Origin of the sequence: Serratia sp. BNK-17, assembly GCF_048684935.1 — a bacterium.
In the GTDB taxonomy this organism is placed as follows: domain Bacteria; phylum Pseudomonadota; class Gammaproteobacteria; order Enterobacterales; family Enterobacteriaceae; genus Serratia; species Serratia nematodiphila.
This window is the reverse complement of record NZ_JBLQTR010000001.1, coordinates 2,296,736-2,310,771: the sequence shown is the minus strand read 5'-3', so window position 1 is coordinate 2,310,771 and position 14,036 is coordinate 2,296,736. Positions and strand designations below refer to the sequence as shown.

The following is a 14,036-nucleotide window of genomic DNA, read 5'->3' as shown; positions in this document are numbered from 1 at the left end:
ACCGCGCCCCAACGGTATCAATGACGCTGCAACCAGGCGGCGCCCAGCCTATCCGCCGTCAGGATCGCCGCCTGCACGCCCGCAGGAGTGACCTTGAACGGCATGTTGTGAATGGTTTCACCCGCGGCGCAGCTGGCCTCGGCCACCGCCATCATCTTCGCCGTCGCATCGCCGGTGACGCCCATCTGCGCCAGCGTGATCGGCAAGCCGATGTCATGACAAAACGCCAGCACGGTTTCAATCTGCGCCATCGGGCTGTTCTGCAGCACCAGTTGCGCCAGGGTGCCGAACGCCACTTTCTCGCCGTGATACAGGTGGTGACACTCCTCCAGCACGGTGAAACCGTTGTGAATGGCATGCGCCGCCGCCAGCCCGCTGCTCTCGAAGCCGATGCCGCTCAGATACGTATTGGCCTCAATGATGCGTTCCACCGCTTCCGTCACCACGCCGGCCTCGACCGCCAGTTTGGCTTTTACCCCTTCGGCCAGTAGGGTGTCGTAGCACAGCCGCGCCAGACTGAGCGCCGCCAGCGTCGATTTGCCGCCGGCCATGCTGGTGGCCTGCGCGTCGAAGCAGGCCTGCGCTTCGAAATAGGTGGAGAGCGCGTCGCCCATGCCGGCTACCAGCAGGCGCACCGGCGCTTTGGCGATGATGGCGCTGTCCATCACTACCATGTCCGGGTTGCGCGGGTAGATCAGGTATTCAGCGAATTCGCCCTGTTCGGTGTAGATAACCGACAGCGCGCTGGTCGGCGCATCGGTGGAGGCGATGGTGGGAATGAGCACCACCGGCAGCCGTTGGTAGTGGGCGACGGCCTTGGCGGTGTCGAGCGTCTTGCCGCCGCCGACGCCGATCACCCCGCGGCAGCCGTGGGTCTGCAGCTCGCGGCCAAGGCGGTCTATCTCTTTACGGCAGCACTCGCCGTTGAAGCGGGCCGCATGATGTTTCACGCCGTGCTGCTGCAGGCTGCCCATCAGGGTGTCGCCCGCCAGCTGCATCACAAAGTCGTCGGCGATCACGAAATAATGGTCGGCGAGGGATTTGGCGTATTCGCCGACGGCGGACAGCGCATTGGCGCCCTGAATGTATTTGCCTGGTGACTGGATGATTCTCAACATAACCGGATCCTTGTAGGGAGTTGGCGATGGTAACGTTCAGATATCAGGTGATGACGCGCCGGCTTCGCCGCCGGCTTGTTGTTGTGCTTCGACTATGAGCGCCTGCCGCCCGCCTGGCGAGCCACGCGATTTTTGTTCCATTATGGAACATCATCATAGCGACAACGTTTCATGATGAAACGCTAACGCGCGTTTTTTCGCCGCGAAAGCGAACTGGCGCACACCCCAACGTATAACTGCGTAAAGAGTGGATTCTGCGGGCGTTTCAGCTTTAATTTTGACCATGTTTCCCCTATCCTTAGCGCCACTACTGGGAAAGGGCGAAAACAGCCCGCATGATGGGATTGATAACGATGAAACGGACAAAAAACATCAACCAAGAGACGTTCCGCAAATCCTGGCGCAGCTACCGTGTCGCGCCCGTGGCTTTGGCGATCAGCGCCGTCTTTATGCTGGCCGGCTGCGAGAAGAGCGATGAAACGGTCTCCCTGTATCAGAATGCCGATGACTGTTCGCGCGCCAATCCTTCGATGAGCGAGCAGTGCACCACCTCCTACAACAATGCCCTGAAAGAAGCGGCGAAAACCGCGCCGAAATACGCCACTCGCGAAGACTGCGTCGCCGAGTTCGGCGAAGCGCAGTGTACCCAGGCTCCGGCACAGGCCGGCATGGCGGCGGAATCACAAAGCAGCGGCAGCTTCTGGATGCCGCTGATGGCGGGTTACATGATGGGCCGCCTGATGGGCGGTTCCGGCTTCGCGCAGCAGCCGCTGTTCACCTCCAAGAATGCCGCCAGCCCGGCGAACGGCAAGTTTGTCGACGCCAGCGGCAAGAGCTACGGCCCGGCCACCGCCGGCGGCCGCACCATGACGGTGCCGAAAACCGCCATGGCGCCGAAGCCTGCGGTCACCAATACCGTTACCCGCGGCGGTTTCGGCGAGACCGTGGCCAAGCAGACCAGCATGCAGCGCAGCAGCGCCACCTCCAACTCCGGCTCTCGCAGCATGGGCGGTTGATGCATGAAACGTATTGCTATTACCGAGCGCCCGGACTGGCGTGAAAAAGCGACCGAGTTCGGTTTTCGTTTCCACACCATGTACGGCGAGCCGTACTGGTGTGAAGACGCCTATTACCAGTTCACGCTGGCGCAGATTGAAGAGATCGAAAGCGCCACCGCCGAGCTGCATCAGATGTGCCTGCAGGTGGTGGAGAAAGTGGTCGGCAGCGACGAGCTGATGGCCAAGTTCTGCATCCCGAAACACACCTGGGAGTTCGTGCGCAGCTCCTGGCGCACCAACCAGCCGTCGCTGTATTCGCGTCTCGATCTGGCCTACGACGGCGTCAACCCGCCGAAGCTGCTGGAGAACAACGCCGATACGCCGACCTCGCTGTATGAAGCGGCCTTCTTCCAGTGGCTGTGGCTGGAAGATCAGATCAATGCCGGCAAGCTGGATCCGCAATCGGATCAGTACAACAGCCTGCAGGAGAAGCTGATCGAGCGTTTCGCCGAGCTGAAAGCGCATCACGGCTTCGGCCTGCTGCACCTGGCGTGCTGCCAGGACAGCGAAGAAGATCGCGGCACGGTGCAATATCTGCAGGACTGCGCGCAGGAAGCCGGTCTGCCGACCGAGTTCCTGTTCATGGAAGAGATTGGCCTTGGCGAGAAAGGTCAATTCACCGATCTGCAGGATCAGGTGATCGGTAACCTGTTCAAGCTCTATCCGTGGGAATTCATGCTGCGCGAGATGTTCTCCACCAAGCTGGAAGACGCCGGCGTGCGTTGGCTGGAGCCGGCCTGGAAAAGCATCATCTCCAACAAGGCGCTGCTGCCGCTGCTGTGGGAAATGTTCCCGAACCACCCTAACCTGCTGCCGGCTTATTTCGCGCAAGACGATCATCCGCCGATGGATCATTACGTCACCAAACCGCTGTTCTCGCGCGAAGGCGCCAATATCCAGATCGTCGAAAACGGTCAGGAAGTGGCGCGCGTCGATGGGCCGTACGGCGAAGAAGGCATGATCGTGCAGCAGTTCCATCCGCTGCCGAAGTTCGAAGACAGCTACACGCTGATCGGCAGCTGGCTGGTGAACGATCAACCTTGCGGCATCGGCCTGCGCGAAGATCGCGAACTGATCACGCAGGATCTGTCGCGCTTCTATCCGCACACCATCCTCGGCTGATCGCCCCGCTGAAGGTAAAAACGCCAGTCGCTGACTGGCGTTTTTTCTTTAGCCCACCTGCACCGACAGCATGCTAAGCGCCCCCATTTCGATACCGTCGATCGGCACGCTGATGGCCTCTTTTCCATCCCAGCCGCCGAGCACATACAGCAACGGCAGATAGTGTTCCGGCGTCGGATTCGACAGCGCCGCCCCCTCATGGCGCATGAAATCCACCAGCGGATGGTTATCGCCCCGATAACGCAGGTTATCCCGGACAAAGTTATTGAATGATTCCGCCCATGGGTAGGCGCTGGTATCGCCCTGCCATTTCACCATGCGCAGGTTGTGCACCACGTTGCCGCTGGCGACGATCATCACGCCCTCGTCCCGCAGCGCGGCGAGTTTGCGGCCCAGCTCATAGTGATAGGCCGCCGGCTGCGTGCCGTCGACGCTGAGCTGCACCACCGGAATGTCAGCATCGGGATACATCTTGATCAGGACACCCCAGGTGCCGTGATCTAATCCCCACTCGCCGAGATCCGCCGTTACCGGCACCGGCGCCAGAATGTGCTGCAGCTGCGCGGCCAGTGCGGGAGAGCCCGGCGCCGGATAGCGGGTATCAAACAGCGCCTGCGGGAACCCGCCAAAGTCGTGAATGGTTTTGGGTTTTTCCATCGCGGTGACCGCTGTGCCGCGGGTATACCAATGCGCGGAAACCGCCACGATCGCCTTCGGGCGCGGCAATGACTCACCCAACGCACGCCATGCCCGGGTGTAACGGTTGTCTTCCAGCACGTTCATCGGGCTACCGTGGCCAAGAAACAGTGCCGGCATACGAGAGGTGTTCATAGAGGGATCCTTAGTTCAAATTGTGCTATGCCGCTACATTACGCGCTTTGCCGCAGCAACACAGCCGGATAACCGTGATGAAGATATTCAATAAATTTGAATTAAAAGTAGAGAAATACGCCGATCCGCAGAAAGATAAAAAAATCATATATTTCAATAAATTAATAATATCAGTGAATAGCATGACATTACTGCCACACAGATCCAATTTGTGAACAATTTATGTATTTTTTGTTAACAAGATCTATACACTCCTCCTCTGCCGACGGGAGCAGGCAACGCCGTCGCGCGATGGGAATTACGTCTCACCAAGGAGGAATTCATGTTCAGACTCACACTGGCAACCCGCCTGGCGCTTTCCATGTTCTTACTCGCCGGCTGGACGGCAACCACCGGCGCGGCGGACAACGCGCAGCTGACGCAGCGCGAAGATCCTTACTTCATTCAGGCGCAAACTCAGCTGCAACAGCGGCTGAAGCAAACGCCAAACACCAACCGCGCCAAAAACGTCATTCTGGTGGTCGGTGACGGCATGGGGTTTTCCACCGTGACCGCCGCCCGCATTTTTGAAGGGCAGCAGCGCGGCGTGGATGGCGAATCCAACGTGCTGGCCTGGGAGGCCTTCCCCTATCTGGCGGCGGCCAAAACCTACTCCGCCGACGCCCAAATCACCGACTCTGCGCCCAGCGCGGTAGCGATGACCACCGGCGTCAAAACCATCAACGATCTGATGGGCCTCAACCATACGGCTACCCTCAACAACTGCGAGGATCAGCAAACCAAGGCCGTCACCACGCTGTGGGAGATGGCCGCAACGCTCGGCCTGTCCACCGGCGCCGTGACGACCGCCACCATTACCCACGCCACGCCGGGCGCCACCTATGCCCATATCGCCAATCGCGGCTGGGAGTCTGACGCCAAAATGCCGGCGGATGCTCTGGCCGCAGGCTGCCGCGACATCGCGCGCCAGCTGGTGGAAATGAAGTACGGCAACGGCCTGAACGTGGCGATGGGCGGCGGGCGCGCCAACTTTCTGCCCGACAGCGTGAGCGATCCGGAATATCCCGGCAAGAAAGGCGCCAGAAAGGACGGCCGCGACCTGACGCAGGTCTGGATGCAACGCTACGGCGAGCGTGGGCAATACGTCTGGAATCAGGCGCAGTTCGACAAAATCGATCCGACCAAAGTCGACCACCTGTTGGCCCTGTTCGAACCGTCGCACATGAACTTCGAGCACGATCGGCGGCAAGACGCGGCGGGAGAACCCTCACTGGCGGAAATGACCGGCAAGGCCATCGATATTCTGGCCAGGAATCCCGAAGGTTACCTGCTGTTGGTCGAGGGTGGACGCATCGATCACGGCAGCCATAACGGCAACGCCTACCGCACGTTGAGCGACGCGGTCGCCCTGAACGAAGCGGTGAAAACCATCATCGATAAGGTCAATCTGGACGACACGCTGGTGATCGTGACCGGCGATCACAGCCACACGCTGACCATCGCCGGCTATGCCAAGCGCGGCAATCCTATCCTCGGCATTTCCGTCGGCGTCGACGGCAAACCGCGGCTGGGCAGCGACGGCAAGCCCTACACCACCGTCGGCTTCGCCAACGGCCCCGGCGGCATAATCCCGCTGACCGAGCGCCCGGCATTAACCATGGAACAGGCCACCGCGCCCGACTTTATTCAGCCGGCGCTGGTGCCGCTGAACAGCGAGACGCACGGCGGGGAAGATCTCGGCATCTACGCCATCGGCCCCTGGGCGCACCTGTTCCAGGGCACGGTGGAGGAGAACTACACCTTCCATGTGATGAATTACGCCAGCCGCATCGGCGAACGCCTGTCAAAACACTAGCCACAAAAAAAGCCGCTTTACGCGGCTTTTTTATCGTTGAAAGCGGCCGGCGATCAGCTGGCTTTTTTCTCGTGCGCCTGGCGGTAGGCCACCAGATCTTCGATGGTCAGCACCACCATGTCGTGCTGTTTGGCGAAGGTAATCACTTCCGGCGCATGCGCCATGCTGCCATCGTCGTTGGTCAGTTCACACAGCACGCCGGCTGGTTTGAAACCGGCCATGGAAACCAGATCGATGGTCGCTTCGGTGTGGCCGCGGCGGCTCAGCACGCCGCCCGGCTGCGCGCGCAGCGGGAACACGTGGCCCGGACGGTTCAGGTCGCTCGGCTTGGCGCTGTCTGCCACCGCCGCACGGATGGTGGTCAGGCGATCGGAAGCGGAAACCCCGGTGGTCACGCCCTGCGCCGCTTCGATGGTCACGGTGAAGGCGGTCTGGAACTGGCTGGAGTTGTTGGTCACCATCATCGGCAGCTCAAGCTGCTGACGGCGTTCTTCGGTGATGCACAGGCACACGATGCCGCTGCCGTGGCGAATGGTCAGCGCCATCTGCTCAACGGTCATGGTTTCCGCGGCGAAGATCATGTCACCTTCGTTTTCACGGTTTTCATCATCGAGCACCATTACGCCGCGCCCGTTGCGCAGTGCGTCGATCGCGCGTTCAACGCGTTCTGTTGGCGTGCCGAAGTCTGAAAGTAGCGTCTGATTCATGGTAAAAAACCTCATTAAAAATTATGGATTACCAGAACCAGGGCGATCTTGAGGAGTAGCTAGCAATAGCTAAAAAAATAACGCAAGCGGGCGCATGCCCGGCAGATACCGTTACTCTCTCCCATCCGGACTATAACCGTCGGCCCCGGAATTACACCGGATCTGCTGACCTCTAACCGGCCTTTACAGGCTGGCTGAGCGCTCGCGGGCTTTCACCGTAGAAGGTGATTTACCGCCGGTGGGGACTTTCACCCCGCCCTGAGAATAAGCAAGATGACTATAACGCTAATGGGTAGACAGGGCAATTGGCAAAAGCACAATTCGGCCACGTACGGCGAATGCGCTTAATGGTTTATCCGGCGGGCAACTCGCATTACACTAAGCGGCAGCTATTAAACTCTGAAAGGGATACGCCATGATTGACCCGAAAAAAATCGAACAAATCGCACGCCAGGTTCATGAGTCCATGCCTAAAGGCGTTCGTGAATTCGGGGAAGACGTTGAGAAAAAAATCCGTCAGGTGCTGCAGTCGCAGCTGACCCGTCTGGATTTGGTTAACCGCGAAGAGTTCGACGTGCAGACTCAGGTGCTGTTGCGCACCCGCGAGAAGCTGGCGCTGTTGGAGCAGCGCATGGCCGAGCTGGAAAGCAAGCTGAGCGCGGCGCCGGCCGCCAAGCAGGAAGACGAATAATTCCCGCCAAGGGCGCGCACCGCGCGCCCTTGATCTTTAGGTTGCCCGGCGTTAGCCGCGCCCGTCTTTGATCGCTTTGATGATGTTGGTGGTCGACAGGCCGTCTTCAAAGTTCAGCACTTTGACATCGCCGCCGTTGGCCCACACTTCCGCACTGCCGGCAATCTCTTCCGGCTTGTAATCGCCGCCTTTCACCAGCAGATCCGGCAAGATGTCGGCGATCAAGCGCTGCGGCGTGTCCTCCTCGAACGGCACCACCCAATCCACCGCTTCCAGCGCGCCCAGCACGATCATGCGGTTCTCCAGCGCGTTGACCGGGCGTTTCTCCCCTTTCAGACGCTTGGTCGAGGCGTCGCTGTTCACCGCCACGATCAGGCGATCGCCCAGCTTGCGGGCGTTGGCCAGATAGGAGACGTGGCCGGCATGCAGAATGTCGAAGATGCCGTTGGTCATCACCACTTTCTCGCCGCGCTGACGCGCCTGCGCCACGGCGTTTTTCAACTGCGCTTCGGTCATCACGCCAAAGCCGGTTTCGGCGCGGCCGCGCACCGCGTTTTCCAGCTCGATCGGCGACACAGTGGACGTGCCGAGCTTGCCCACCACCACGCCGGCGGCGGCATTGGCCAGGAAACAGGACTCTTCCAGCGAGTTGCCGGCGGCCAGCGAGGCGGCCAATACGCCGATCACGGTGTCGCCGGCGCCGGTCACATCGAACACTTCCTGCGCCTGGGTCGGCAAGTGCAGCGGCTCAACGCCCGGCTGCAGCAGCGTCATGCCGTGTTCGGAACGGGTAACCAGCAGCGCCGACAGCTCGAAATCCGCTACCAGCTTCATGCCGCGTTCCACCAGTTCCGCTTCATCCTTACAGTGGCCCACCACCGCTTCGAACTCGGACAGGTTCGGCGTCAGCAGCGTCGCGCCGCGATAGCGCTCGAAATCGGATCCTTTCGGATCGATCAGCACCGGCACCTTGGCGGCGCGCGCCAGTTGGATCATGCCCTGCACCTGGCTGAGCGCGCCCTTGGCGTAATCGGACAGCACCAGCGCGCCGATCTGCGGCAGCGCCTGCTGAATGCGCTCCAGCATCGGCTGCGGATCAACGTTGGAGAAGCCTTCTTCGAAGTCGAGACGGATCAGTTGCTGGTTGCGCGACAGTACGCGCAGCTTGGTAATGGTCGGATGGGTCGGCACCGAGACGAAGTCGCAGCGCACGTTGACTTCATTCAGCTTGGCGCTCAGCGCCCGCGCCGCATCGTCGATGCCGGTCAGGCCCACCAGACGGGAAGTGGCGCCCAGCGAAGCGATGTTCATCGCCACGTTAGCCGCGCCGCCGGGACGCTCTTCGATGGTATCGACCTTGACCACCGGCACCGGGGCTTCCGGTGAAATGCGGCTGGTCGGCCCATACCAATAGCGATCCAACATGACGTCACCGACCACCAGCACACCGGCGCGGCGAAAATCAGGCAGCGTAACTTTCATCCGATAACTCCAAAAAAGAACAAAATTTTAGTGGCGCAGATATTACCACAGACCGCCGGAATACCCGCAAAAAGGTATTAATCCAGCCATTTGGCCCAGCTGGCGCGCACCTGCTCGCGCTCGGCGGCAAACAGCTCGCTGCCGACCTTGCCGGAATGTTCCTGCAGCGCCAGATGGTGGATCTCGTCGCGCATCGTGACATAGGCCTGGGTCAGCGCGCGCGCCTCTTCATCCGGCATGATGTCGTAATTGGCCATCAGCTCAAAGATGCGCACGTTGTCCGACCAACGCGTCAAGCGCGGTTCACCCGGCGCATAGCGTAAGACCAGATATTGGGCAATAAATTCGATGTCGGTAATGCCGCCCTCATCGGCCTTGATATCAAACAGATCGCGCTGCTTGTTGCCGAGATGGTTGCGCATCTTTTCGCGCATCTCGCGCACTTCGCGCTTCAGGGTCTGCGCATCGCGCGTTTTGCACAGGATCTCGCGCCGGATCGCGTCGAACTGCTGATGCAGCGCCGGGTCGCCGTGCACGATGCGCGCACGCACCAGGGCCTGATGCTCCCAGGTCCAGGCTTCGTTTTGCTGGTAGTCGGCGAACGCCTCAACGGTGCTGACCAGCATCCCCGCAGCGCCGGAAGGCCGCAGGCGCGCGTCCACCTCATACAGAATGCCCGAGGACGTGCGGGTGCTGAACAGATGCATCACCCGCTGCGCCAGCCGCAGGTAGAACTGGCGGCCGTCGATGCAGCGATCGCCATCGGTCATCACCTCCGGCGGGCAATCCAGCAGGAACACCAGATCGAGATCGGAACTGTAACCCAGCTCCCAGCCGCCCAGCTTGCCGTAGCCGATCACCGCAAAGCCGCGCCCTTCGCGCTCCTGCAGATGGGTCGGTTGGCCGTAGCGCGCCACCATATCGCTCCAGGCCTGCTGCACCACCGCGTCGATGATCGCCTCCGCCAGATAAGTCAGGTGATCGCTCACTTTCATCACCGGCAGCGCGCCGGCGATATCCGCAGCCGCGATGCGCAGCTGTTGCGCCTGTTTGAACTGGCGCAGCGCCTCCAGCTTTTGCTCTTCATCGTCTTCCGGCACCCGCAGCAGATACTGCCGCAGCTCGCTGCGGTAGGCGTCCAGCGCCACCGGCTGATACAGCGTGGCCGGATCCAGCAGCTCATCCAGCAGCAGCGGGTAACGCGACAGCTGGTTGGCGACCATCGGCGACGCGGCGCACAGGCGGATCAGATGGCTGAGCGCCGCATGGTACTCCACCAGCAGCTCGAGGTAGGTAGTGCGGGTGACAATGCTGAGGAGCAGCTGCGCCAGCCGCACCAGCGCGGTCGGGGCGTCCTGGCGCGGGCATACCTCCGCCAGCAGGCGCGGCATCAGCTGATCGAGCACGTCGCGGCCGCGCGGGCCGATGGTGCGCTTGTCGACGTCGTGGCGGAAATCGGCGATGGTGCGCAGCATCTGTCGGCGCCCCTCTTCGTCGAGGTGCGGCGTCAGCGGTGCCAGCTCGTTCTCCTCCAGCGCGTCCTGCCACAGGCTGTGGTAGTGCTGGTAGTCGGGATCTTCACCGACATCCGGGCTATCGTCGCCGATCAGGTCGTCGAACACCGCGCGCACCGCCTGCATATGCACCTCCAGCGCCGCCATCAGCGCCGGCCAATCCGCCAACCCCATGCCGTAGGCCAACCGCGCCTGATCGAGCGCCTCCTGCGGCAGCGTCTGGGTTTGCTGATCGCCGATCGCCTGCAGCAGGTTCTCCAGCCGCCGCAGGAACAGGTAGGCGGCGCTCAGCGCCCGCACCTGCTCACTTTCCAGCAGCCCCAGCTCACCCACCGCCTGCAGCGTCGGCAACAGCGAACGCCCCTGCAACGCCGGTTCACGGCCGCCGCGGATCAGCTGGAATACCTGAGTGATGAATTCGATTTCGCGAATGCCGCCGGCGCCCAGCTTGATGTTGTCCTTCAGACCGCGCCGCCGCACTTCGCGGGCGATCATGCCCTTCATGTTGCGCAAAGATTGGATGACGCTGAAATCGATGTAGCGGCGGAACACGAACGGGCGCAGCGTTTTGCGCAGCTCCTGGCTGTAGGCGTCTTCCGCCCCGCCCATCAGGCGCGCCTTTACCATCGCATAGCGCTCCCAGTCGCGCCCCTGTTCCTGGTAGTAATCCTCCAGCGCCGCAAAGCTCATCACCAACGGGCCGCTGTCGCCGAACGGCCGCAGCCGCATGTCGACGCGATAGACGAAGCCATCGATGGTCTGTTGATCCAACGCCTTGATCAGCCGCTGGCCGAGGCGGGTGAAGAACTGGGCGTTATCCAGCTCGCGCCGCCCGCCCTGGGTTTGACCATTTTCCGGGTAAGCGAAGATCAGATCGATGTCCGACGAGAAGTTCAGTTCGCCGCCGCCCAGCTTACCCATGCCGAGGACCAGCAGCGGCTGCGGTTCGCCGGCGGCGTTGCACGGCGTGCCCCATTCGCGGCAGCAGGTTTGGTACAGCCAGTCGCGCGCGCTGACGATCAGCGTCTCCGCCAGCCCGCTCAGCTGCAGCAACGTTTCTTCGGTCGAACACAGCCCCTGCGCCTGCGCCCAGGCGATGCGCACCAGCGTTTCGCGGCGAAACAGACGCAGCGTACGCATCAGCTGCGCCTCATCGCGCACCTCTTCCAGCTCGTCCTGGAGCCAGGCGGCATAGTGTTGCCACTCGCCGGGCGCTGGCGGCTGTTCGCGCAGCGTCGCCAGCCAGGCCGGCTGGGCGAGCAGCACGTCGCTGACGAAATCGCTCGACGCCAGCACCCACTGTTCCTGCTCGCTAAAGGCGCAGTCCACGCCGTGAACTTCCTGAAAACGCTGCACAATCTGCTGTGCCTGAGCCTGTAACGCGGCTGAAAGTGGCGACATAGTGTATGACCCGTTCTGCGGCCCGCGGCTGACGGGCCGGCTTGATTAACGAAGCGCGCCGTTTAACCAGAATGGCGCATGCGATAAGGCCTGTTTGCGGCTGGCTTCATACCAGCCCTGACGGCGCTCGCTCAGCGCCGCCTGCAGCTCGCGCCAGGCGTCGATATAAGGCCCGGTCTGCTCGTCGGGATAAGCGCCCGACAGCAGGACCAGCGCCGAAATCTGACGCGTCAGGCGCGGCAATTGTTCCTGATATTCATCTTCGTTCAGCGTACGGCTGAAGGCCTCTTTCAGCTCCGCGCCGCTGCGCCCCAGCATGATGTCGCTGAAGCGTTTGAAAGAACCGTCCAGCTTGGCCTGCGCTTTGGCGTCGATAAACGGCCGCCAGGCGCCGCGCACCAGCCATGATGTGAGCGCCAACTTACATTGCAGGTAGACCGCGCTGTAACACAGGGTCTCCGGTTGCGCGGTTTTGTCCGCCAACAGCGGTTCGAGCTCGGTCAGGCGGGCGCGCAGATCGGCACTGGCCTTGCGCGGCACCAGGCCGCCGAAGATCACCAGCGCCTGGCGGATCGTGCCAACCGCCTCAATCACCGAAGCGCGCGCCTGCGCGTCGCCGCGCAGCCACAGCTCTTCATGGTACTGCCAGTGGTTGAGCGCCAGCTCGAAGGCGGCGATCATCCCCTGCTCCACGGTCGCCTTCGCCGCCGGCTTCAGCACCCGCAGCGGGCGCACCTCACGCGGCGGATTGCCCTGCGCCAGGTGGTAACCGCGCGCCGCCTTGCTCAGGCTGCCCTGACGCAGCCCGTCGTGCGCCGCCAGCTCACCGGCCAACGCCAGCAGATCGGCGGTATTGCCTTTCAGCAGCTCCAGTTCTATCTCGCTCAGGGCTTCGCTGAGGCCACCAGCACGCACTTCTCCCTGATCCAGGCCAATCTCTATCTCGCTTTGGCCGTAAGTAACCACCCACTTCTCACGCACGAAATCCGTACGGAACAGCGGTTGCAACGCCTGCTGCAGCGCCGCGATATCGCAATCCTGCGGCCAGATGTCGGCAGGAAACTGCGCCAACGCCAGCTGCGGCTCGGCGATAGCGACATTGTATTCCGGGCGCTGGTGCAGGCCGCCCACCACTTTACCGGCGGTTTTGATGGTCATCTCATAGCGATCGTCGAAACCGCGAATGCGCAGCCCCATGTCGTGACTGCGCAGGAAGTTGTCGGCCGTTTCGAAGTAAATGTTGGTCAGCTTTTGCGGCGCGGAATGCTGATGCGGCCAGGCGGCGAGCCAGTGTGGCAGAGCGGCCACCGCTTGCGGCGCGGCGATGAATTTCAGTTCAATTTCAACGGTCATAATTCTTTAACACCAATAAGTTACGCATTCGCGTCGGTTTCAGCGCGGCGCGCTCGGCCCGCCGTATGCTGCCCACTGACGCACAGTTGCCGTTATCTTACCGCGATTCCCGGCGCCTTAACCCTGCTAACTGTAGAAAAAACCTGTTACGTTATAAAACGCTGCGCAACTCACAGAATCAGCCACAGTAAGATAGTTCTCATTCCGGTTTTGGCGTTGCGTCGTCAGACTGAACCCTCTACTATCGTTCCATAAATTCACCCAGAAACGATGAACTAATGCAGAAATTACGCCTGATTTTCCTTGCCGCGCTGAGCTTCAGCATCACTTGGGCCGCACATGCCGAAGATAAACGCTATATCTCCGATGAGTTAAGCACTTACGTCCATAGCGGTCCAGGTAATCAGTACCGTATTGTCGGCACTCTGAACGCCGGTGAAGAAGTGACCCTGCTGAGCGTCAACGACAGCACCAACTACGGCCAGATCCGCGATCCGAAAGGCCGCACCACCTGGATCCCGCTCGACCAACTCAGCCAGACGCCAAGCCTGCGCACCCGCGTGCCGGAGCTGGAACAGCAGGTGAAAACCCTGACCGACAAGCTCGCCAACATCGACAACACCTGGAACCAGCGCACGGCGGAAATGCAGGAAAAAGTCGCAGGCAGCGACAGCACCATCAGCAGCCTGCAGAAGGAAAACCAGGATCTGAAAAACCAGCTGGTGGTCGCGCAGAAGAAGGTCAACGCCGTTAACCTGCAGCTCGACGACAAGCAGCGCACCATTATCCTGCAATGGTTCATGTACGGCGGCGGCGTCGCCGGCGTCGGTTTGCTGCTGGGCCTGCTGTTGCCGCACCTGATCCCGCGTCGCAAGAACAACAATCGCTGGATGAACTGATCTCA

The 14,036-nt window shown here is 61.3% G+C and carries 11 protein-coding genes and 1 riboswitch; of the genes, 5 read left to right on the top strand and 6 right to left on the bottom strand.

Annotated elements, in window-relative coordinates:
- Positions 1-17: 17 nt before the first annotated feature.
- Positions 18-1,118, bottom strand: coding sequence for a glycerol dehydrogenase (locus ACMGF7_RS11035; RefSeq protein WP_004937227.1), 1,101 nt, complete (start codon positions 1,116-1,118; stop codon positions 18-20).
- A gap of 353 nt (positions 1,119-1,471) precedes the next feature.
- Between ACMGF7_RS11035 and ACMGF7_RS11030 the strand changes: the two genes are divergently transcribed.
- Positions 1,472-2,134, top strand: a complete 663-nt coding sequence (locus ACMGF7_RS11030; protein ID WP_015379087.1) for a DUF1190 family protein — start codon at positions 1,472-1,474, stop codon at positions 2,132-2,134.
- A 3-nt stretch (positions 2,135-2,137) separates the two neighbouring features.
- Positions 2,138-3,298, top strand: a complete 1,161-nt coding sequence (locus ACMGF7_RS11025) for a glutathionylspermidine synthase family protein (protein WP_021505070.1) — start codon at positions 2,138-2,140, stop codon at positions 3,296-3,298.
- Positions 3,299-3,346: 48 nt separating this feature from the next.
- Here the strand turns inward: ACMGF7_RS11025 and ygiD are convergent, their stop codons facing one another.
- Positions 3,347-4,129 carry a 4,5-DOPA dioxygenase extradiol gene (ygiD, locus tag ACMGF7_RS11020; RefSeq protein WP_049241506.1) on the bottom strand — a complete coding sequence of 261 codons (783 nt, stop codon included), beginning with the start codon at positions 4,127-4,129 and terminating at the stop codon, positions 3,347-3,349.
- A gap of 322 nt (positions 4,130-4,451) precedes the next feature.
- On the opposite strand from ygiD, the gene ACMGF7_RS11015 reads away from it, so the two are divergent.
- Positions 4,452-5,984: an alkaline phosphatase gene (locus tag ACMGF7_RS11015; RefSeq protein WP_273874952.1), complete on the top strand. Its 1,533-nt coding sequence runs from the start codon at positions 4,452-4,454 to the stop codon at positions 5,982-5,984.
- Positions 5,985-6,037: 53 nt separating this feature from the next.
- On the opposite strand, the gene ribB is transcribed toward ACMGF7_RS11015, so the two are convergent.
- Positions 6,038-6,691: a 3,4-dihydroxy-2-butanone-4-phosphate synthase gene (gene ribB / locus ACMGF7_RS11010; protein ID WP_004937218.1), complete on the bottom strand. Its 654-nt coding sequence runs from the start codon at positions 6,689-6,691 to the stop codon at positions 6,038-6,040.
- Positions 6,692-6,800: 109 nt separating this feature from the next.
- A riboswitch (FMN riboswitch) is annotated at positions 6,801-6,961 on the bottom strand.
- 145 nt (positions 6,962-7,106) lie between these two features.
- On the opposite strand from ribB, the gene ubiK reads away from it, so the two are divergent.
- Entirely contained in the window at positions 7,107-7,382 is a 276-nt protein-coding gene (gene ubiK / locus ACMGF7_RS11005) for a ubiquinone biosynthesis accessory factor UbiK (RefSeq protein ID WP_004937216.1), read from the top strand.
- 51 nt (positions 7,383-7,433) lie between these two features.
- Here ubiK and hldE read toward each other — a convergent pair whose 3' ends face one another.
- The 3 genes from hldE to ACMGF7_RS10990 form a co-directional block, all read right to left on the bottom strand.
- On the bottom strand, positions 7,434-8,864 hold the full coding sequence (hldE, locus tag ACMGF7_RS11000) for a bifunctional D-glycero-beta-D-manno-heptose-7-phosphate kinase/D-glycero-beta-D-manno-heptose 1-phosphate adenylyltransferase HldE (protein WP_004937214.1): 1,431 nt from the start codon (positions 8,862-8,864) through the stop codon (positions 7,434-7,436).
- A 77-nt stretch (positions 8,865-8,941) separates the two neighbouring features.
- Positions 8,942-11,779, bottom strand: coding sequence for a bifunctional [glutamate--ammonia ligase]-adenylyl-L-tyrosine phosphorylase/[glutamate--ammonia-ligase] adenylyltransferase (gene glnE, locus ACMGF7_RS10995; RefSeq protein ID WP_273874953.1), 2,838 nt, complete (start codon positions 11,777-11,779; stop codon positions 8,942-8,944).
- A 45-nt stretch (positions 11,780-11,824) separates the two neighbouring features.
- A complete protein-coding gene (locus ACMGF7_RS10990; RefSeq protein WP_015379092.1) occupies positions 11,825-13,132 on the bottom strand; it encodes an inorganic triphosphatase in 1,308 nt (435 codons plus the stop codon).
- Positions 13,133-13,410: 278 nt separating this feature from the next.
- On the opposite strand from ACMGF7_RS10990, the gene ACMGF7_RS10985 reads away from it, so the two are divergent.
- On the top strand, positions 13,411-14,031 hold the full coding sequence (locus ACMGF7_RS10985; protein ID WP_004937209.1) for a TIGR04211 family SH3 domain-containing protein: 621 nt from the start codon (positions 13,411-13,413) through the stop codon (positions 14,029-14,031).
- The last annotated feature ends 5 nt before the right edge of the window (positions 14,032-14,036 follow it).